General features: G+C 44.9%; 18 protein-coding genes and 1 pseudogene. 6 read left to right on the top strand and 13 right to left on the bottom strand.

The features are described 5' to 3' along the window. Nucleotides 1-51: 51 nt before the first annotated feature. The 3 genes and pseudogenes from AB5I83_RS07665 to speE form a co-directional block, all read right to left on the bottom strand. Nucleotides 52-1,371: pseudogene (locus AB5I83_RS07665) on the bottom strand (short-chain fatty acid transporter). Between the two features lie 476 nt (nucleotides 1,372-1,847). After that, nucleotides 1,848-2,720, bottom strand: a complete 873-nt coding sequence (speB, locus tag AB5I83_RS07660) for an agmatinase (protein ID WP_448974243.1) — start codon at nucleotides 2,718-2,720, stop codon at nucleotides 1,848-1,850. Between the two features lie 79 nt (nucleotides 2,721-2,799). Continuing rightward, nucleotides 2,800-3,627 carry a spermidine synthase gene (speE, locus tag AB5I83_RS07655; RefSeq protein WP_448974241.1) on the bottom strand — a complete coding sequence of 276 codons (828 nt, stop codon included), beginning with the start codon at nucleotides 3,625-3,627 and terminating at the stop codon, nucleotides 2,800-2,802. A gap of 279 nt (nucleotides 3,628-3,906) precedes the next feature. Here speE and AB5I83_RS07650 point away from each other — a divergent pair, with 279 nt between their 5' ends. Then, nucleotides 3,907-5,970 (top strand): transglycosylase domain-containing protein, encoded by a 2,064-nt coding sequence (locus tag AB5I83_RS07650; RefSeq protein ID WP_448974239.1) that lies wholly within the window; start codon nucleotides 3,907-3,909, stop codon nucleotides 5,968-5,970. 205 nt (nucleotides 5,971-6,175) lie between these two features. Here AB5I83_RS07650 and AB5I83_RS07645 read toward each other — a convergent pair whose 3' ends face one another. Both AB5I83_RS07645 and AB5I83_RS07640 read right to left on the bottom strand, forming a co-directional pair. Then, on the bottom strand, nucleotides 6,176-6,691 hold the full coding sequence (locus AB5I83_RS07645; protein ID WP_167831067.1) for a YwhD family protein: 516 nt from the start codon (nucleotides 6,689-6,691) through the stop codon (nucleotides 6,176-6,178). Nucleotides 6,692-6,714: 23 nt separating this feature from the next. Beyond that, nucleotides 6,715-7,398, bottom strand: a complete 684-nt coding sequence (locus tag AB5I83_RS07640; RefSeq protein ID WP_448974237.1) for a site-2 protease family protein — start codon at nucleotides 7,396-7,398, stop codon at nucleotides 6,715-6,717. 110 nt (nucleotides 7,399-7,508) lie between these two features. Here AB5I83_RS07640 and AB5I83_RS07635 point away from each other — a divergent pair, with 110 nt between their 5' ends. Further along, nucleotides 7,509-7,694, top strand: a complete 186-nt coding sequence (locus tag AB5I83_RS07635; protein WP_044392785.1) for a 2-hydroxymuconate tautomerase — start codon at nucleotides 7,509-7,511, stop codon at nucleotides 7,692-7,694. A 774-nt stretch (nucleotides 7,695-8,468) separates the two neighbouring features. On the opposite strand, the gene AB5I83_RS07630 is transcribed toward AB5I83_RS07635, so the two are convergent. The 3 genes from AB5I83_RS07630 to AB5I83_RS07620 form a co-directional block, all read right to left on the bottom strand. Next, the gene (locus tag AB5I83_RS07630; protein ID WP_448974234.1) at nucleotides 8,469-8,984 is read right to left on the bottom strand and encodes a YwgA family protein; all 516 of its coding nucleotides are present in this window, start codon (nucleotides 8,982-8,984) and stop codon (nucleotides 8,469-8,471) included. 18 nt (nucleotides 8,985-9,002) lie between these two features. Beyond that, on the bottom strand, nucleotides 9,003-10,319 hold the full coding sequence (locus AB5I83_RS07625; protein ID WP_448974233.1) for an HD domain-containing protein: 1,317 nt from the start codon (nucleotides 10,317-10,319) through the stop codon (nucleotides 9,003-9,005). Nucleotides 10,320-10,743: 424 nt separating this feature from the next. Beyond that, a complete protein-coding gene (locus AB5I83_RS07620; protein ID WP_448974231.1) occupies nucleotides 10,744-10,965 on the bottom strand; it encodes a DUF1450 domain-containing protein in 222 nt (73 codons plus the stop codon). A gap of 315 nt (nucleotides 10,966-11,280) precedes the next feature. On the opposite strand from AB5I83_RS07620, the gene AB5I83_RS07615 reads away from it, so the two are divergent. Next, the gene (locus tag AB5I83_RS07615; protein ID WP_448974230.1) at nucleotides 11,281-12,147 is read left to right on the top strand and encodes an RsfA family transcriptional regulator; all 867 of its coding nucleotides are present in this window, start codon (nucleotides 11,281-11,283) and stop codon (nucleotides 12,145-12,147) included. Nucleotides 12,148-12,288: 141 nt separating this feature from the next. Here the strand turns inward: AB5I83_RS07615 and AB5I83_RS07610 are convergent, their stop codons facing one another. Both AB5I83_RS07610 and pta read right to left on the bottom strand, forming a co-directional pair. Further along, on the bottom strand, nucleotides 12,289-13,134 hold the full coding sequence (locus AB5I83_RS07610; protein WP_448974228.1) for a lipoate--protein ligase family protein: 846 nt from the start codon (nucleotides 13,132-13,134) through the stop codon (nucleotides 12,289-12,291). Between the two features lie 377 nt (nucleotides 13,135-13,511). After that, the gene (gene pta, locus AB5I83_RS07605) at nucleotides 13,512-14,489 is read right to left on the bottom strand and encodes a phosphate acetyltransferase (RefSeq protein ID WP_192471941.1); all 978 of its coding nucleotides are present in this window, start codon (nucleotides 14,487-14,489) and stop codon (nucleotides 13,512-13,514) included. A 253-nt stretch (nucleotides 14,490-14,742) separates the two neighbouring features. On the opposite strand from pta, the gene hemQ reads away from it, so the two are divergent. The 3 genes from hemQ (at nucleotide 14,743) to AB5I83_RS07590 (ending at nucleotide 17,911) form a co-directional block, all read left to right on the top strand. Then, nucleotides 14,743-15,486: a hydrogen peroxide-dependent heme synthase gene (hemQ, locus tag AB5I83_RS07600; protein ID WP_448974226.1), complete on the top strand. Its 744-nt coding sequence runs from the start codon at nucleotides 14,743-14,745 to the stop codon at nucleotides 15,484-15,486. A 242-nt stretch (nucleotides 15,487-15,728) separates the two neighbouring features. Continuing rightward, nucleotides 15,729-16,259, top strand: coding sequence for a spore coat protein GerQ (gene gerQ, locus AB5I83_RS07595; protein ID WP_448974224.1), 531 nt, complete (start codon nucleotides 15,729-15,731; stop codon nucleotides 16,257-16,259). 134 nt (nucleotides 16,260-16,393) lie between these two features. Further along, nucleotides 16,394-17,911, top strand: coding sequence for an MDR family MFS transporter (locus AB5I83_RS07590; protein ID WP_448974222.1), 1,518 nt, complete (start codon nucleotides 16,394-16,396; stop codon nucleotides 17,909-17,911). Between the two features lie 41 nt (nucleotides 17,912-17,952). On the opposite strand, the gene AB5I83_RS07585 is transcribed toward AB5I83_RS07590, so the two are convergent. The 3 genes from AB5I83_RS07585 to AB5I83_RS07575 all read right to left on the bottom strand — a co-directional run bounded on the left by AB5I83_RS07585 (nucleotide 17,953) and on the right by AB5I83_RS07575 (nucleotide 19,596). Beyond that, nucleotides 17,953-18,324 (bottom strand): DUF423 domain-containing protein, encoded by a 372-nt coding sequence (locus AB5I83_RS07585; protein ID WP_167831278.1) that lies wholly within the window; start codon nucleotides 18,322-18,324, stop codon nucleotides 17,953-17,955. A gap of 18 nt (nucleotides 18,325-18,342) precedes the next feature. Then, the gene (locus tag AB5I83_RS07580; RefSeq protein ID WP_448974220.1) at nucleotides 18,343-18,660 is read right to left on the bottom strand and encodes a YwdI family protein; all 318 of its coding nucleotides are present in this window, start codon (nucleotides 18,658-18,660) and stop codon (nucleotides 18,343-18,345) included. A 240-nt stretch (nucleotides 18,661-18,900) separates the two neighbouring features. After that, a complete protein-coding gene (locus AB5I83_RS07575) occupies nucleotides 18,901-19,596 on the bottom strand; it encodes a uracil-DNA glycosylase (protein WP_448974218.1) in 696 nt (231 codons plus the stop codon). Nucleotides 19,597-19,709 lie beyond the last annotated feature (113 nt).

Here is a 19,709-nt window from a genome sequence, read left to right as displayed (position 1 = left end):
TTTTACATGTTCTATTAACACCGCGAGTCCTTACAAAGTTCTGTGAAAAATCTAGAAAAAGAGCATTCCAACCGAGATGATAACCCCTGAAACTACTAGCATCAGGACACAGTATCCCATGATGTCTTTCGCCTTCAATCCGGCAATCGCCAATGCTGGCAATGCCCAGAATGGCTGGATCAGGTTGGTCCATGCATCACCCCAGGCAACGGCCATCGCTGTTTTCGGGATGGATACTCCGAGTGTTTGTGCTGCATCCAGCATGACTGGCGCCTGGACCGCCCACTGTCCCCCGCCAGACGGTACAAAGAAGTTGACAAGACCAGCGCTCAGGAATGTGAAGAATGGGAACGTGAATTCATTGGAAATCGATACGAAGCCCTCTGACATGACCGCTGCCAGGCCGGATGCTGTCATCATTCCCATGATTCCCGCATAAAAAGGGAACTGGATGATGATTCCGCTCGCTCCTTTTACCGCATTCACGACAGCCTCAAGGAAACGCTTCGGCGTGCCATGGAACAGGATTCCGAGGAACAAGAACAGGAAGTTGACGATATCCAGATTCAGCTTAAATCCGTTTGTAGCAAAATAGTAAAATAAAAATACAAGGCCTAGAATACCAATCAACAAAGAAATGATTTTGCTGTTTTCCAGTTTTTCCGCAGGTGTCATCGCTCCCTGTTCGATTGCGGCTGCCTGGACATCCGCTTCAAGCAATGCAGGGTCTACAGCGACCGTTTGATCCTTTGATGGCATCATCAGACGGTTAACCAATGGCAATACGAGAAGCATGATTAAGATAATCAGCAGGTTGAACCCGGCAAAAATCGTCTGATCCGTCGGAATGATCCCAATCAGATCCTGAGAAAAATGTCCTTCCGTCGCAATCGTCAAAGGAATCGAACCCGAGATACCGCCGTGCCAGACGATAAACCCTCCGTAAGCGCTTGCAATTAACAGCCTTTAATCGACGTTACTAACTTTTTTGGCCAGCTCCTTCGCGAATAGAGCCCCAATGACCAGACCGAATCCCCAGTTGATCAAGCTTGCAATCATCGATACGACTGTGACAATGATGATGGCCTGGCCAGGAGATTTTGCCAATGAAGCGAGTGACCCCAAGCCCCTTTTAAACACATTGCTGCTCGCGAGGACATGACCTGTTACAAGCACAAGCACCATCTGCATCGAGAAAGTCAGCAAGCTCCAGAAACCGCCACCCCAATGCTGGGCCATCTGATACGGACCGCTATCGGTAAAAATAAGGCCTAATCCAAATACAACAAAAGTTAAGATGATGACAAAAATGAATGGATCAGGCAGATACCGCTGCATAATGCGGTTGAAAAAAGAAACCAATGTTTTCATCCTTTTTACCTCCCTTTTAGTGATTACTTACATAATCATTATATTTTCTATATTATTCTGAATATTCCTTCCTATGAAAGTAACTATTAGTAACAGGTCGTAGTTTTATTCAGAATATGACATAAAATACCACTACTAAAGACCATAGATTGTTTTCATTCCTTTAAAAGATATCAATAAGCGGAGATTTTCCGTTTAATTGCATGCAGGGGCTCGTTTCGGAGGTAAATAAGGGGAGATTTTCCGATTAAGTAAAGAAAAACCTTCTATTATTGGTTTTTTAACGTGCATTGACGGAATCTCTCCGGCTATTTAGTCCTTTTTTAAAAAATTTAAGATTAAGCGGAATTTTTCCGTCTATCACTTCAGGTTTCTTATCCCTGGGACCCAACCGGCCTGGGTCAGTAAAACCAACACGAAAAAGACGTATGCCAATTCATACGTCTTTTTTCATGTGTATTAAAATGGGACCAAGTTTATTTTACAAACCCGAGCAACATTTCACGGATGATTTTGCTAGCGGTGTTTGCAGTCATTTCGGATGTATCATAGATTGGTGCGACCTCGACAAGGTCTGCTCCGACTACGTTCACACCCGAGTTAGCGATAGCATGGATCGATGCAAGAAGCTCCTTGGAAGTGATTCCTCCCGCGTCGACTGTTCCTGTTCCAGGTGCATGTGCAGGATCAAGAACGTCAATGTCGATCGTGACATAAACCGGACGGCCAGCAAGCGTCGGCAATACTTCCTTCAAAGGTTCAAGGACTTCAAACTTGGAAATATGCATGCCCACTTCCTTTGCCCACTCAAATTCTTCCTTCATGCCGGAACGGATTCCAAATGAGTAAACATTTTTCGGTCCAATGTGTTCAGCAATCTTGCGGATTGGCGTTGAATGTGACAGCGGTTCGCCTTCATAGTTCTCACGCAGATCTGTATGCGCATCAAAGTGGATGATGGCAAGGCCTTCGTATTTTTTTGCAAATGCCTTCATGACTGGCCAGGACACTAGATGTTCCCCGCCCATTCCAAGCGGAAATTTGTCTTCAGCCAACAACTTGTCCACGTATTCCTCGATCAAATCAAGACTTTTTTGGGCATTGCCGAATGGCAGCGGAATATCCCCTGCATCGAAATAGTTCAGGTCAGCCATCTCGCGATCAAGGTACGGGCTGTACTCCTCAAGGCCGATTGATACTTCGCGAATGCGGGTAGGGCCGAAACGTGAACCAGGACGGTAGCTGACGGTCCAGTCCATAGGCATACCATAAAGTACTGCCTTGCTCTCTTCAAAATTAGAATGGCTGCCGATAAACACATTCCCAGAATAAGCTTCATCAAAACGCATTCCAAACACCTCTTTCAACAGAAATTTTTCACAATAAAACGGCCCCCGGATTGACCGGGAAGCCTAATGAATATCCGAATTATTTTACAAGGTCGCCAACGAATTTAGGCAATACGAAAGCGGCTTTGTGAAGTTCTTTCGTGTAGTACTTCGTTTCGATATCGTGGAAGCGTTCTTCGCTCACTTCAAGCGGGTCATGCTTCTTTGAACCTAAAGTGAATGCCCACATTCCGCTTGGGTATGTTGGGATGTTCGCGATGTAAAGGCGTGTGATCGGGAAGATTTCCTTCACATCCTTCTGTACATTGCGGATAAGGTCAGCCTTGAACCATGGGTTGTCAGACTGCGCAACAAAGATTCCGTCTTCTTTCAATGCTTTTGAAATTCCTGCGTAGAAACCTTTTGTGAACAGGTTCACTGCCGGGCCGACTGGCTCAGTTGAATCAACCATGATGACATCATACTGGTTGTCGCTTTCCGCGATATGCATGAAGCCGTCGCCAACCTGGACATCCACACGTGGATCCTCAAGCTTGCCTGCGATTTCAGGCAGGTACTTCTTAGAGTACTCAATTACCTTTCCATCGATATCAACAAGAGTCGCCTTTTTCACGCTAGGGTGCTTAAGGACTTCACGGATTACGCCTCCGTCTCCGCCACCTACAACCAATACATGCTCAGGGTTTGGGTGCGTGAATAATGGAATATGTGCAACCATCTCGTGGTAAACGAACTCATCTTTAACAGAAGTCATGACCATGTCGTCAAGAAGAAGCATATTGCCCCACTCTTCTGTTTCCACCATATCAAGCTTCTGGAATTCTGTCTGTTCTGTATGTAGCGTCTTGTTCACTTTCATTGTGATACCAAAGTTTTCTGTCTGCTTTTCTGTAAACCAAAGACCCATTTTTTCTTCCTTCCTTTCGGCAAAAAAATTTTCCGTCATGTTGCGGCGAATTTTCATGGCGAGCAGCTCTACTGGCTGTCCAAACTTTTATATGAACCAAGCATTGCGCTTACATTTATTTCTTATGTTTCCCCAACATCACGAATACAAACATCAGAAAAAGTATAGTTGAATCTAGCAAAAATGCAAGCAAAAATTTAATTATCTTTCATTCTATGTTTAAAAGCTGCTGTTTTTTTTCATACTAATACTATCTATCTTTTTGAGGGGGAAAGCAGTATGGAACTGATGACTGACCAGCGGTTTCGCAAAACAATCAAATATTTGCGTGCTTTGATCTTTTTCGGGCTTGCAGGGGTTGCGCTGGCGACAATACTCTATTTTTCCCTGATTGGCTATGCGAAACTGCAGGGACCGCCTCCTCTGGCTGTGCCGCAATCAACCTTGTTTTTTTCAGATGATGGAACGGTGATCGGTGAGAGTCACTCCGGCCAGAAGCGCTATTGGGTGGCACTCAAGGATATCTCCCCTCATTTGATCAATGCCACGATTTCAATAGAGGACAGAACCTTTTTTACCCATAATGGGTTTGATTATAAGCGGATTGCCGGCGCAGCGCTTGCTGACTTGAAGGCGATGGCCAAGGTTCAGGGTGCGAGCACGATCACTCAGCAGTACGCAAGGAATCTTTACCTCGAACATGACAAGACATGGAAACGAAAGGCGACTGAAGCACTTTATACATTGCGTCTTGAGATGAACTATTCCAAGGATGATATTCTCGAAGGGTATCTGAATACGATTTATTATGGCAATGGTGCATACGGTGTCCAGGCAGCGAGCCGTTATTATTTTGGCAAAGACGCGAAGGATTTATCCCTGGCGGAAGCTTCCATGCTGGCAGGAATCCCAAAAGGTCCAAGCATTTATTCCCCTTTTGCTTCCATGGAAAAAGCAAAGCAGCGGCAGCGGACGATTTTAAATACGATGGAGACAAATGGATATATCACCGAACTTGCTTCACAAAAAGCGAGCATAGAAAAATTGAAGCTTCTTGGAGAACATCAGCATTCCCGGATTGGTACGGCTCCTTACTTCCAGGACACTGTACAGAATGCGCTTAGAAATGCATTGAATTTTGATGACCGGACCATTTCACTCGGCGGGTTGAGAGTGTATACGACACTTAATCTGGATCAACAGGAAATCGCGGAAAAGTCGATTGATAAAATGATTGCTTCCGATTCAGAAATCCAGACTGGCTTTGTGGCGATGAACCCGAAGAATGGGCATGTAATGGCACTTGTGGGCGGCAGGAATTATGAGGAGAGCCCGTTCAACCGTGCGGTACAGGCTGTCAGGCAGCCAGGATCCACGATGAAACCGATCCTGTATTACGCAGCACTTGAAAATGGATTCACTCCATCTTCCACCATGAAAAGCCAGCTGACGACGTTCATGTTCGATGATGGGCGCTCAGAATATACGCCGCACAATTTTAACAACAAATACGCGGAAGACGATATTACGATGGCACAGGCCTTGGCGTTGTCGGATAATGTTTATGCCGTAAAAACCCATCTGTTCCTGGGTGAGGAAACGCTGGTTGAAACGGCGAAACGCTTCGGAATCAAATCGGAGATGGACAAGGTTCCCTCACTTGCGCTCGGAACCTCAGGTGTCAGGGTGATAGATATGGCAAATGCCTACAGTATTCTGGCGAATGGCGGCAAAAAAGTAGAACCAGTACTCATTAAAAAGGTCGAAAATCATAAGGGTGAAGTGATATACGAATATAAGGCTGAAAAAGCTGAGGTTTTGAAGCCGGAACTTGCCTCTGTGATGACACATATGCTGACAGGGATTTTTGATAAAAAGCTCAATGGATATTCTTCTGTCACAGGAAGCACGCTGATTAAAAAAATGACCAGGCCCTATGCGGCGAAGTCAGGGACGACCGAAACAGACAGCTGGATGATTGGCTATTCCCCACAGCTCGTTTCCGCAGTATGGACAGGTTATGATAAAGGAAAGCCTATTGAATTGACTGTCGAAAAATCCTACGCAAAAAACATTTGGCTCGATTTTATGGAAAAAGCCCTTGATGATGAGCCTGTTAAAAAATTCAAGGCAGCAAAAGGAACTGTTTCTGTCTTTGTTGACCCTGCCAGTGGCAAGCTCGCTTCGGAAGGTTGTCCTGTGAAAAGGCAGACTTTGTTCGCTGCAGGAACAGAGCCTACTGAATACTGTACAGACCATTTGGACCATGAGGAACAGAAAGAAGAGAAGCCTAAGAAGGATAAGGAAAAGAAACCTTGGTACAAGCGGATTTTTGGATTATAAAGCACCAATAATTATCTCACTATAATAAGAAGAAAAAAGAAAAACCCCGGAAGCAAGCCTCCGGGGTTTTTCTCGTCCTAGCATAAAATGTGTTTTACGCTGTTATCAGTTTACTTTTTTTATTCCATTTGAGCAAGCCAGATATTGTCATTGGCTATTAAATGTCACAATTTAGACAAATAATTAGGAGAATTATCCAAATATATTAATTGGCCAGTAAGTCTGATTTCAGTTTCTCTTCAGATCGTTCCCACATTCCGGAATCATGTTTTTTCAGGAAATCAGAAAGGATGTGTTTTGATTTTTCATCCATATGGTCGACGATAATATGACGCTTGATCGACTTATCGAGACGGTTCACATGCTCTGGCAGCGATTTATAGCCGCGGCGGATTTCGCGATTGACGGTCATTTCGCAGGCTGTGACACCAGCGTAATAAGGTCCCTCTTCCTTCCTGTCAATGGTCACCCAGACGACCCAGTAAAGCTTTGCGTCCGGTACCTCATTACGGTCTGGCAGGAATTTGATTCCTTTCTCGACAGCACTGCGTGCGTGCATTGCGCCTACCTCAACAGAAGCCTCGCCTGCGTCGACGTCCACGATGACCGGAGAAACATTATCAAGTGTGAGAACACCTTTTCCGAAACCCTTATGGCCGTCCATCGGGTCATTTTTGATAATATTGAATCCAATATTCTTCTTGCCCTTGTTTTCTTCCATGTTGGAAACCTCCTTAAAATAAATCAGAAAAATAGATTGTATATTCCATCCGTCACAGCCGGTATCAAGTATTGGAATAGCGGCTGGATTGTATATCGGTCAAGGGGCGTGATGACTAGAATCAGGAAGATGATCGATCCATACGCCTCGTATTGGGTCATTTTCGCCCTGATATCTGCTGGTGCCAGATCCTCGATGATCCGGTAGCCATCAAGCGGCGGGAACGGCAATAAATTGAAGACGAACAGCATCGCATTCAGCCCGATAAAGATATTGAGGAAGTCCAGGAAAAACTCCGGAACCCCAGGCGCCAATCCAAGCATGACAAATATGTACCAAATCGCAAATGCCAGGAAGACGAGAATTAGATTGCTTACTGGCCCGGCAACCGATACGAGCACTCCGGCCAGCCTTGGATTTTTAAACATGAATCGATTGACTGGTACCGGCCTTGCCCAGCCGAATCCAGCGATGAAAATTAAAATGGTCCCCAGCGGATCCAAATGTTTGACCGGATTCAGAGTCAACCGTCCCTGTCTCTGGGCAGTCGGGTCGCCAAACTTATACGCCACCCAGGCATGCGCGAATTCATGGACCGCGAAAGCAATCATCAACGCGGCAGCCACATACGGAATTTCCTCTAACGAATAGGGTAAGCTCACATTCCATTCCCCTTTTTTGTGTCTTTTCCTTAAAGTATAACTCATTCTGGTTTGAATGTGAAAAAGACAATCTCCCACTGGACTTGCGAAATTCCGCGAATTATGGAAAACTCAATTTAGATTGTTCTATCAACCATTTCAAGGAGGCAATCCATATGCCATACGTAACAGTTAAAATGATTGAAGGCCGCACAGAAGACCAAAAGAAGGCACTAGTTGAAAAAGTAACTGACGCTGTCAGCGAAACAACTGGCGCACCAAAAGAAAAAGTCGTCGTGTTCATTGAGGAAATGTCAAAGAATCACTATGCTGTAGCAGGTAAGCGATTGAGTGACGAATAGAATGGACACAAAGCTCAGAGGAATCTGGGCTTTTTTCTTTTTTGTTACCAGTTTACTTGAGACTTACCTTTTCACGGGTACATGTTTCGTCTTCTTGTGACCGTGATTCTCGATTCCCTCTTTCACGGGCACATGTTTCGTCTTCTTGTGACCGTGATCCCTCGATTTCCTCTTTCACGGGCACATGTTTCCCTTTCTTGTGACCGTGATTCTCGATTTCCTCTTTTCACGGGCACATGTTTCGTCTTCTTGTGACCGCGATTCTCGATTTTCTCTTTTCACGGGCACATGTTTCCCCTTCTTGTGACCGTGATTCCTCGATTTCCTCTTTCACGGGCACATGTTTCCCCTTCTTGTGACCGTGCTCACTCGATTTCCTTTTTCACGGGCACATGTTTCCCCTTCTTGTGCCCGTGATTCTCGATTTCCTCTTTTCACGGGCACATGTTTCCCCTTCTTGTGCCCGTGCTCCCTCGATTTCCTCTTTCACGGGCACATGTTTCGTCTTCTTGTGACCGTGAACCCTCGATTTCCTCTTTCATGGGCACATGTTTCCCTTTCTTGTGACCGTGAACCCTCGATTTCCTCTTTCACGGGCACATGTTTCCCTTTCTTGTGACCGTGATCCCTCGATTTCCTCTTTCACGGGCACATGTTTCCCTTTCTTGTGACCGTGAACCCTCGATTTCCTCTTTCACGGGCACATGTTTCGCCTTCTAAAAAAAAATCGAGCACAGAACCCGAAAAAAAGGTTCCATACTCGATTCATAATTTTTATGCCAACAATTGCCTTGACTTAGTTTTCAAACTGGCGATATATGCGTATGCTTCATCGATTTCTTCGTCCGTGTATTTCTGGCTCTTTTTCACGGTCTGGATTTTTTCCCGGACCTCGTCTTCTGGCAAGTTATCAAAATACAAAACAGTTGAAACGAGTTCAAGGAATCTTGCATTCTGGTCGTTGATGTCGGTCAGACAGTCACCTAAGCATGGCATCTCGACGCTGTTTTCACCGAGGAATTCCTGGCCTGCTGCTGTCAGGGTGTAGCGGTATTGATAGTAGCCGCCTTTCTTTTCCTTCACTTCATCCAGGAATCCCATATTGCAAAGCTCTTCCACTCGCAGTGTCAGCTCTTCTGAATATGGTCCGTAAAAATGAAACTGGAATCGTTCCTGAAAAGGGAATTCCATCTTTTTGGCGATATAGATCATTTTCTGCAGCTTTTTCCTGCCGATGACCTCTCCGGAAACTGAAATGGCATGTATGATTTTAGCGTGGTCTTTTAACAAAACGCGTCAACTCCTGTATCAAATGGTCCCATTGTCTAAGTTCAACTCAAGAATCTGTGCAATCTGTTCAATCTCAGGGCGAGTTTTTTCCTTCTCCAGGAAATCGGAAGGATAATATAGTTTATGGTCTGTCCGCCTTTTACCGGAAATGGCGTCGACAATCTCTGACTCACGCGATAGCTCGCGGATTTCCCCGTTTTTCTTCAGCAGGTGAATGGGAAGGCGTTCCTCCTCTTCACCCGGTCGGTAAAAATCGTATGGCAGGTCAGATGATGAATCCACAACCAGGTAATATTCAGGATCAAGACCCGCCTGCTCGAATAACACCGAAAGCTTCGCCAGTTTCTTGTATTCTTTAGCAGGGTCGAACTCGACATATTTAAAGAGATTTCGGTTATTGAAACGGCGGCACAAATCGCTCAGGATCTGGTCCTCTTCTTCTTCCCATATCTGAAAATAGTAGAGGAAGACAGCTTCATCTAATTTTAAGTAGTCTTGCAGTGTCATACGATCCTCAAAAATAGAGTAAAAATGGTGCGGTTTATGTTTAAAAGTGTAGTTTTGCTCATGAAGGTGTTTGGCACGGTGCAGGATTTTCGTCAGGATGACCTCAGCACTTCTTGTCACTGGATGGAAATAAACCTGCCAATACATCTGGTAGCGGCTCATTATGTAGTCCTCGACAGCATGCATCCCACTCTGCTTGATGACAACCTGGTCCTCGCGCGGGCGCATGACGCGCAAAATCCGTTCCATATCAAAATGTCCGTAGCTGACTCCGGTAAAATAGGCATCCCTCTGCAGGTAATCCATCCGGTCAGCGTCAATCTGGCTCGAAATCAGGCTGATGACAAGCTTGTTTTCATACGTTTTTTCAATAACCTCAGCGACCTTTTTCGGAAAGTCCGACGCGACTCGTGACAGCACCTGATTCACTTCGGTATCGCCAAGGATGATTTCCCTTGTAAAATCCTCATGGTCAAGGTCGAATACCTTCTCGAATGAATGCGAGAACGGCCCATGGCCAAGGTCATGGAGCAAAGCTGCACATAAGGAAAGCAGTCTTTCTCCTTCATTCCACTCAGGACGGGATGCAAATGCATTGTCCACAATCCGGCGCGTAATTTCATAGACGCCTAATGAATGGTTGAAACGGCTATGTTCCGCTCCGTGGAAGGTCAGGTATGTGGTGCCGAGCTGCTTGATCCTTCTCAAGCGCTGGAACTCCTTCGTCCCGATCAAATCCCAGATCACCCGGTCACGGACATGGACATACCGGTGTACTGGATCTTTGAAAACTTTTTCTTCAAGTAATTTTTCTTCCGAATATCCCATCGTTCCCCTTCTTCCTGATTAGCTTGTTTTTATTATAGCTTGTTTCGTTCGTCAATTCATCTCGATTTTCTGCAAATTTTTACAAAAATTGCATATTCATGTTACATACAAAATATTCTTTTATAAGTTGAACTAGAAAGTTTACTTTTCATTTCGCTCCAGGTGCTTCGCTTTCCGCGGGCGGCCTGGGAGCCTCCTCGGCGCAAGCGCCTGTGGGGTCTCCCACTGACCTTTCATCCCGCAGGAGTCTACGCACCTTCCGCTTCATTCAATGGGAAATTCTTAAGTTCAACTTATATACTACCTTTAATTCCAACATTCATGGATTTATAAACAAGATTGTAGTTTGCCAGTTTCCCTGGAAAAAAAATCACCTCTAAACGGTGGTTTAAAGGTGATTTATCTATTTATATAAGGAAAAAGTTTATTTAAGCTTCTTCTGCACTTTTTCCATGAGCTCTTCCTCAGACAGTGCTGCAACTGGCCGGTTGTTCACGAATGCGAATGTTTTTTTCCTGCCTGGCCCGCAATATGACTGGCAGCCGATGTCGACAGTCGCTTCAGAATCCAGTTGTTTCAGCTTCGGAATCAATGTTTTAAGGTTTACGGCCTGACAATCGTCGCAAACACGGAATTCGTTTGCCATATAGGACAACCCTTTCTATAAATACTGTCCAGCTCAAGCGCCAGCCATTGAAATCCCCTGCAAAATCAGGAAATCCTGTCTCTGAAAATGGCGCCTCTGCTTTTCGTTTTAGACTAAAGGGTATTTTACCTCTTATTTAAAATGAATGCAAGCTGTTGAACAGGTCCATTTGCTTATCTATTTAATTGAAAAACACGTATTTTACGCGAAAAATCTACTATCCTTCCATTTTACGATGTATAAGCTTTCCAATTTCAGGACAAGATTGAAATATAAGTTTCAATAGTTGACCAAAGTAAAAGGGAGTTGAAGAAAATGAAGACACGCCAGGATGCCTGGACGGAAGAGAATGATTTATTGCTAGCTGAAACCGTACTGAGACATGTGAGAGAAGGCAGCACACAATTGAACGCATTTGAAGAGGTGGGCGACAAGCTTGATCGTACATCAGCCGCCTGTGGATTCCGCTGGAACGCAGTCGTGAGGCATAACTATGAAAAAGCATTGCAGCTTGCAAAAAAGCAGCGAAAACAGAGACAGAGAATCCTAGGAAAAGATCAAGGCGGCAAAAAGAAACTGCTATACAATCCTCCGGTGCCTACGCTGGATGAAAGTTTGACAGGTTCCCTCCAAGAAACGGAACAGCCTGAAACTCAACCAACCTTCGACCTGTCCATGCTTGAGCAGGATGACAAGCAAATTGACGCCGCACTCATGGCTGAAATGCAAGATTTAGTGAACAAGAATCAGGAACAAAAGGATTACTCTACGGAAGCGGCAGCGGAAATGGCCGAAGTGCCTGTCCAGGAGCCACAGCCAAGAGTAACCCAGACGGTACAATCAGTACCTGCCCGGCATACTGTTCCGCCAACTGGCCTGACAATGGGACATGTCATCGCCTATCTGCAGAGCCTGAGTGGTTCATCGCTTCAGGTAGATATTTATAAGAGCGAGAATGAAAGATTGAAGCGTGAAATCAATAGTTTAAGAAAGCATAATGAAGAACTTCAGCAGAAAATAAATAGGCTGGAAGAAAATACGAACACGATGCAAGAAGATTACGAAACTCTGATGAAAATAATGAACCGCGCCAGGAAGCTGGCTCTGTTTGAAGAAGAAGAGCGTCCGGCAACGAAGTTCAAGATGGACCGCAACGGCAATCTCGAAAAAGTCGCTGAATAGAATTCTAGTTACTAAATAGATAGATGGTAGATGGAGAAGGAAAGTTGGTAACAGCCCCCTCTTATACTCCTTATAAAAGGAGCCTAAAAAAGCCGGAAAACATTGGTTTCCGGCTTTTGTGCTTTTTATAGATTCATCTGCCTATTCCCGTGGCTCAAGAAACTTCTCATTCCGCTCGATTACCCGATTGTAGTAGTGGTCGAATAGCTCAATCTCATGGCTGTCCAGATAGCCTGATACCAGTTCATTGCTGTTTGCGTTAAGAAATTTCAAAAACCGCATCATTACATCCTGGATCGTCATTTGAACTCCGAATAATTCGGATAGCGACGCCATGACTTCCGGCTGGACATCCGGATAGATGAATTTGGTCTGTTCCCCTTTTTTAGAGATATTATAGAATTCACGGATCAGTTGAGCCCTCTGGCTTCCGCTCCCCGTCACGCAAAGATAGATCTGCACGGCGACCCCTTTTTTCAGACGGCGCTGCGAGATTCCGGCAAATTTTTTCCCATCAATGCTTAAATCATAGCTTCCCGGACAATAGGAAGCGGAAATTTCCCTTGCTTCTATTTCTTTATTAAAATCAGCAAACAATTCCTTGATCAATAACCACATAGCATCATAGCCGCGGTTGATATCGATTCCTTTTTCCTTCTCAGGCAAGATCAGTGATAGATTCAGGACCCCTTCATCGAGCACAACGGCAAGTCCCCCAGAGTTGCGAACAATATATTGATAGCCCTGCGCTTTAAGATAATCCAGTCCTTCCTGAAGGTGTGGGAGACGTGTATCCTGGATTCCGAGGACAACTGTGTCATGGTGCACCCATGCTCTTGCCGTAGCCGAGGACAGGCCTGCGCCAACCGATTCACACAATGTATCATCAGTCCCGAACGACTGAAGAGCATGAAAGTGTGCACCCAGCACGGACTGATCGATCAATCTCCACTTATCCTGACGCAATAAATTAAGCGCCTCATCCATCGTGATTTCCTCTTTTCTTTCTGTAGCTTAGTCGTTGATATTATAGCATATAGGGCTGTTCAGCTACATGGTTGTGCAATGGCTCTGTAAAATTAGACTGTTGATTTTCGTTCCAGGCGCTTCGCTTTCCGCGGGGCTGGCGCTGAGCCTCCTCGTCGCTTCGCTCCTGCGGGGTCTCATCTGACCAGCTGAGCCCGCAGGACATTGAGTTACTTCCTCGAACCTGCCCACGCACGATGAAAATGCGTTAGCATTTTCGGAGGAGTCTACGCGCCTTCCACTACAATCAACAGGGTTTAATAACAAGATTGAGCTATTACAGAGCCTATTAAAAAACCGATCGAAAAAATTCCGACCGGCCGAGAAATTCATTATTTTTACTTACTAAGTGCCTGTGCTGCTGTGATCAATGCCAGCTTGTACACGTCTTCTTCGCTGCAGCCGCGGGACAGGTCGTTTACCGGACGGTTTAATCCCTGGAGAATCGGCCCTACTGCTTCGAATCCGCCTAGGCGCTGAGCGATTTTATAGCCGATATTGCCTGCTTCAAGGCTAGGAAATACGAAAACATTCGCATTGCCCATGATGACTGAATCCGGAGCTTTCTTTTCCGCAACGGATGGAACGAATGCCGCGTCGAATTGGAACTCGCCATCAACGATCAACAATGGGTCACGAAGCTTGGCTTCTTCGACTGCTTTTGATACTCTTTCCGTCTCAGGAGATACAGCTGAGCCTTTTGTAGAAAAGCTTAGCATTGCCACGCGCGGCTCGACGTCGAACATTCTTGCTGTCTTCGCACTTTCTACCGCGATTTCAGCAAGGTCCTGGCTGTCAGGCGCGATATTGATCGCACAGTCAGCGAATACATACTTCTCATCTTCACGTACCATGATAAAGACACCAGAAGTCTTGCGCACGCCTTCCTTCGTCTTGATGATCTGCAATGCAGGCCTTACTGTGTCCGCAGTGGAATGTGCTGCTCCGCTTACAAGACCGTCTGCTTTGTTTGAATACACAAGCATCGTGCCGAAGTAGTTTTCATCCAGCAGAATTTTGCGCGCTTGCTCTTCGGTTGCTTTTCCTTTACGTCTTTCCACAAATGCAGCGACAAGCTCATCCATCATCGCGAAGTTGGCAGGGTCGTAAATTTCTGCTGCCTCCAGCGATACATCCATGTCAGCTGCCTTCGCCTGGATCTGTTCAATATTCCCTACTAAAATTGGTGTTAGTACTCCGTCTGCAGCCAGTCTTCCCGCTGCTGCCAGAATCCGTTCGTCGAGGCCTTCCGGAAACACGATCCGTAAATTTTGTCCGCTTAATTTGGCTTTTAAGCCTTCAAATAAATCACTCATACTGACTCCTCCTTTAATCTATACCTCTAGCATACTTTACCAGCATTAAAATTCAAGAATGTTACCGTTTACACCCACGAAGTCTTTTTATTGAAAATTTTCAAGCATGTATTCCTGCCCCTTTTACTATTTGCAATCTTTAACAAAATATCCTTTTTCCGCTCAGTATAAACAAACGGGTTTTATAAACATGACGAATGGAGAAACTATGATATGATATTGGTATATTGATGATTTATAGGAGTGATATAAAATGACTGAAGCAGCACAGACTTTGGATGGCTGGTATTCCCTTCATGACTTCCGTACCGTCGATTGGACAACATGGAAGATGCTTCCGGCAGAAGAGCGCCAGGAGATTATCCAGGAATTCCTTGGCCTAGTCGAAAAATGGAATAAAACACAGGCAGAAAAACAGGGAAGCCATGCCCTTTATACAATCGTTGGGCAAAAAGCAGATTTCATGATGATGATTCTGCGCCCTACTATGGAAGAATTGAATGAGATCGAAACAGAATTCAACAAGTCCAGACTTGCTGAATACACGATTCCTGCTCATTCCTATGTATCTGTTGTCGAGTTGAGCAACTATCTGCCAGCAGGCGAAGATCCATACCAGAACCCGCAAATTCTTGCACGCCTTTACCCTGAGCTGCCAAAGGCGAAGTATGTTTGCTTCTATCCAATGGACAAGCGCCGGCAGGGCGAAGACAACTGGTACATGCTTCCTATGGAAGACCGTCGCAATATGATGCGCAGCCACGGCATGATTGGCCGCCAGTATGCTGGAAAAGTAAAACAGATCATCACCGGTTCCGTAGGCTTCGACGATTATGAGTGGGGCGTAACATTGTTCGCGGACGATGTCCTTCAATTCAAAAAGCTTGTATACGAAATGCGTTTTGACGAAGTGAGCGCGCGCTACGGCGAATTCGGTTCATTCTTCGTAGGAAACCTGCTTGAAGAAGACAAAGTAGCCACATTCTTGAACGTATAAAACAGACAAACCTAATCCCCAGGCCTCGGCCTGGGGATTTTTTTATATTTTTGAGTCACTTATTGGTCCTGAAAAGAATTTTCGTTCAAAAATGTTCGAGTCATAAAATCAAGCTTCCTTCATATGTATTGAATAGTGAGGATTCATTTTACTTGTACTCCATCCTGAACGCTCAACTTCACCACTTACATAAATAGGTGAATTTGAAGGAAAGGAAAAAATACCTTTAAGGAGGCTACACAATGACTCAATACAATAATCCATATTATAACTACAGAACCTACCCGCAAATGTACCAGCCGTATAGCGGCACCGATGAGAAACAAACCACTCAAGGCCAGATGGGACAGATGGCTCAAATGGGACAAATGGGTCAGGCAGGATTCCCACAGGCAACCACCTTCCCTGCCCAGTCCGGCGGAGCCATGCCAGGTATGCCGGGCGGCGCTGTGCCAGGCGCAGTAGCAGGTGCTCAAATACCGGGAATGTTGCCAATTGAAGCATCCTATATTGAAAACATCCTTCGCCTGAATAAAGGCAAACTCGCTACTGTCTATGCGACATTTGAAAACAACACTGAATGGAACGCAAAGATTTTCCAGGGTATCATTGAAGCTGCGGGAAGGGATCATCTGATTCTAAGTGATCCGCAAACAGGAAAACGAGTTTTGCTGCCGATGATTTACCTCGATTACGTCACGTTTGATGAAGAAATTGAATATGATTATCCATTTGGCGGCGGAGCAGGTTTGACTGCTTATCCACCACGTTAACTTAAAACCCATTTTTTCTAAAACGGCTTCGGCCGTTTTTTCTTATTCTAAGCCCTCAGTGCCTTGACAACATTACACTTGAAAAATAAACTTTAAATACCTAATTTTTCTAATTATGAATCCGGGGGAATAGTATGGTTTCAAATGACAGCAATATTAAACTAGTAGTAGCCGGCTTGCTTCTTGGTATCCTGATGGCAGCAATGGACAATACGATTGTGGCGACTGCAATGGGGACCATTGTTTCAGATCTTGGTGACTTCGATAAGTTTGTGTGGGTCACCTCAGCTTATATGGTTACTGTGATGGCTGGAATGCCGATCTTCGGGAAACTGTCAGATATGTATGGAAGGAAACGATTTTACATATTTGGATTGCTTGTATTTTTAATTGGCTCAGCACTTTGCGGCATCGCTGAAACGATGGTGCAGCTCAGCATCTACCGGGCCATTCAGGGTATTGGCGGCGGAGCGTTGATGCCGATTGCCTTCACGATTGTCTTTGATATTTTCCCGCCTGAGAAACGCGGGAAAATGACCGGCCTGCTTGGTGCTGTTTTCGGAACATCAAGTGTCCTTGGACCTTTGCTTGGTGCCTACATTACTGACTGGTTCAGCTGGTATTGGGTATTTTATATCAATGTCCCCATTGGCATAGTATCTCTATTCTTTATTGTGAAGTATTATCATGAGTCCACTCAGCATTCTAAGCAAAAGATTGACTGGGCAGGTGCCTTTACACTGGTTGTAGCGGTTGTCAGTTTAATGTTTGCTCTTGAACTGGGAGGAAAAGAATTCGACTGGGGTTCTTTTCAAATTATTGGCTTGTTTACAAGCTTTGCTCTATTCTTCTTGATTTTTATTTTTGCTGAAAGAAAAGCTGAAGAGCCAATCATTTCTTTTTGGATGTTTAAACGCCGTCTATTTGCGACATCGCAAGTTCTGGCATTCCTTTACGGAGCTACGTTTATCATTCTCGCAGTCTATATCCCTATATTTGTCCAGGCCGTTTATGGGGGTTCAGCGAAGTCTGCCGGGTTGGTCTTGACGCCTATGATGCTTGGGTCTGTTGCGGGAAGTGCTGTTGGCGGGATTTTTCAGACCAAAACCAGCTATCGCAATCTTATGTTCCTGTCTGTTATCGCCTACTTTACAGGAATGCTTATGCTGAGCATGATTTCTCCTGAAACATCAAGATTCATTCTGACATTTTTCATGATATTAGTGGGATTTGGAATGGGATTTTCTTTCTCGCTCCTCCCTACCGCTTCCATACACAATCTTGACCCGCGACACCGAGGATCAGCAAATTCAACTAACTCATTCCTGCGCTCGCTTGGAATGACGCTAGGCATAACCATATTTGGCACCATCCAAAATAATGCTTTCATGGATAAGCTACAAAACGCTTTCAAGGGAATGGGTGGCGGTCAAGGTAATCAACTGCCAGCAGATCCGCAGCAATTGTTTCAGTCTGGACAGCGTTCCCAAATTCCAGAATTCGTTCTTGATAAAATTGTCGCGGCCATGTCTGCTTCCATCACCCATATTTTTGCACTAGCATTGATACCGATTGCCATTTCGGCAGTTGCAGTCTTCCTGATGGGAAAAGAACGAGTTGAAATCAATAAAACGATTGTCAAAGAATCATAATAAACATATTTAAAGAGCATGCCAGCAGCATGCTCTTATTTTTATAAATATTTCACAGCCGCAATCATTAATAATACCCATGCTGCAAGGAAGGATACTCCTCCAAGCGGAGTGATGGCTCCTAGGATGCTGATTTTTGTGACGCTCAAAACGTACAGGCTGCCGGAGAATAACACGATTCCAATCAGCATCAGCCAGCCGGACCAGGATAGAAGTGCGCTAGCCGGAAGCTTCCCTAAAAGGACTCCAATGATCAATAACCCAGTTGCATGAAACATCTGATAGGTTACACCTGTTTTCCATGTTTCTAAATATTTTGGCTCGACCTTGCCTTCTAGTCCATGTGCTCCAAATGCTCCAAGCCCGACTGCCAGGAAGGCATTGATGGCTCCAATCAATATAAATAGTTTCATCATATCCACCTCTTAAAATTAGAAATCGAAGAGCGAGTCTCCGTTTGCGTTATCTTCCATTTCCAGCTTCTTTGGCTGTGGAATCATGGATGACTGCTGATTGACCGGGATCTGCTGCTGAGGAATGATTGGCTGTGGTGGTACATATTGCTGCGCTGCCTGTTTCGCAGGTGCCGCAACCCCTCTGCTATTCTCCGGCGGCTCATCAAGGACCAGCTCGCAAAGCGTTTTGATCGAATGAATCCTTTCCCTCTGCATTGCCTCGGATTCCGCAGCTTTTGCCCTTTTTAATTCCTCTTCCATTTTCAATAGTAATTTTTGCATTGAAATGTTCATCGACTCACCTCCATAGGGCGTTATATATGTATATCCTTTGCCTTATTCAATGTTTGTACCGTTCCATTCTACAACAAATCACCTGTTTTTTCGACTTTAGGAAAGTAGTTGATCGCAAACTTTGTTGCTTTGAGTTTTACTTTCGCGTAGAAACATGTAAGTTCCACGTGGAACATGTCGATATGCGGGAAAAGCGTTAGCTGCAAAACAAAGAACTCTGGTTTTCCAGAGTTCTCAACCTTACAGTTTTTCAATCTGCCAGTCAATCTCTTGTTCACCCTGCTCTCTCAGCAGTTCGTTCACTTTGGAAAAGGGTTTGCTGCCGAAGAAGCCTCTCCTTGCTGACAGCGGGCTGGGATGGACGGACATGATGATTTTATGTTTTTCTTCGTCAATTAATTTTAATTTGCTTTGAGCTGGTTTGCCCCAGAGGATGAAAATTACTGGCTTCTCGCGCTCGTTCAACAGAGTGATTACTTGATCGGTAAAATGTTCCCAGCCTTTTCCCCTATGTGAATTCGCTTCCCCGTCTCTTACTGTAAGGACTGTATTTAATAGAAGCACACCCTGGTCTGCCCATTTTTTCAAATAACCATGGTCAGGAATCTCACAGCCAAGGTCAGCATTCAGTTCTTTAAAAATATTTCGAAGCGAAGGCGGGATTTTAACACCTGGTTTTACCGAAAAGCTCAGGCCATGTGCCTGGCCTTGTCCATGGTATGGATCCTGCCCGAGAATCACGACTTTTACATCATCATAATCGGTGAACCTCAAAGCATTAAAGATATCCTCTTTTTCCGGATAGACTGTCCTTGTTTGATATTCTTCTAGTAAAAATTCTCTTAAATCCAGATAATAGGCCTTTTCGAATTCTTCCGCCAACAGCGGCTCCCAACTTTTATTCAAAAGTACGATTGTAACCAGCTCCTTTTTCATTTCTATCAAACTACCCGTTTTCGAAATGATTATGTGAACTATTCCCAGTAGGTTTAGTAAATCCTACAGCGGTTATATATATAGTGTAGACGCGGAAAGCTAAAAAAGCTTCC

The sequence above is a fragment of the Mesobacillus sp. LC4 genome (genome assembly GCF_053543455.1).
Note: the sequence above shows the minus strand (reverse complement) of the source record. Positions and strands in the feature narration are given on the sequence as shown.

Bases quoted from the DNA above. Each gene is read 5' to 3' on its own strand.
- AB5I83_RS07580 (WP_448974220.1), bottom strand. From the start codon at position 18,660: ATGAACATTTCAATGCAAAAATTACTATTGAAAATGGAAGAGGAATTA.
- pta (WP_192471941.1), bottom strand. From the start codon at position 14,489: ATGAGTGATTTATTTGAAGGCTTAAAAGCCAAATTAAGCGGACAAAAT.
- AB5I83_RS07640 (WP_448974237.1), bottom strand. From the start codon at position 7,398: ATGAGTTATACTTTAAGGAAAAGACACAAAAAAGGGGAATGGAATGTG.
- hemQ (WP_448974226.1), top strand. From the start codon at position 14,743: ATGACTGAAGCAGCACAGACTTTGGATGGCTGGTATTCCCTTCATGAC.
- AB5I83_RS07575 (WP_448974218.1), bottom strand. From the start codon at position 19,596: ATGAAAAAGGAGCTGGTTACAATCGTACTTTTGAATAAAAGTTGGGAG.
- AB5I83_RS07635 (WP_044392785.1), top strand. From the start codon at position 7,509: ATGCCATACGTAACAGTTAAAATGATTGAAGGCCGCACAGAAGACCAA.
- AB5I83_RS07610 (WP_448974228.1), bottom strand. From the start codon at position 13,134: ATGGATGAGGCGCTTAATTTATTGCGTCAGGATAAGTGGAGATTGATC.
- speB (WP_448974243.1), bottom strand. From the start codon at position 2,720: ATGCGTTTTGATGAAGCTTATTCTGGGAATGTGTTTATCGGCAGCCAT.
- AB5I83_RS07620 (WP_448974231.1), bottom strand. From the start codon at position 10,965: ATGGCAAACGAATTCCGTGTTTGCGACGATTGTCAGGCCGTAAACCTT.
- AB5I83_RS07645 (WP_167831067.1), bottom strand. From the start codon at position 6,691: ATGGAAGAAAACAAGGGCAAGAAGAATATTGGATTCAATATTATCAAA.
- AB5I83_RS07625 (WP_448974233.1), bottom strand. From the start codon at position 10,319: ATGGGATATTCGGAAGAAAAATTACTTGAAGAAAAAGTTTTCAAAGAT.
- AB5I83_RS07585 (WP_167831278.1), bottom strand. From the start codon at position 18,324: ATGAAACTATTTATATTGATTGGAGCCATCAATGCCTTCCTGGCAGTC.
- AB5I83_RS07590 (WP_448974222.1), top strand. From the start codon at position 16,394: ATGGTTTCAAATGACAGCAATATTAAACTAGTAGTAGCCGGCTTGCTT.
- AB5I83_RS07650 (WP_448974239.1), top strand. From the start codon at position 3,907: ATGGAACTGATGACTGACCAGCGGTTTCGCAAAACAATCAAATATTTG.
- gerQ (WP_448974224.1), top strand. From the start codon at position 15,729: ATGACTCAATACAATAATCCATATTATAACTACAGAACCTACCCGCAA.
- speE (WP_448974241.1), bottom strand. From the start codon at position 3,627: ATGGGTCTTTGGTTTACAGAAAAGCAGACAGAAAACTTTGGTATCACA.
- AB5I83_RS07615 (WP_448974230.1), top strand. From the start codon at position 11,281: ATGAAGACACGCCAGGATGCCTGGACGGAAGAGAATGATTTATTGCTA.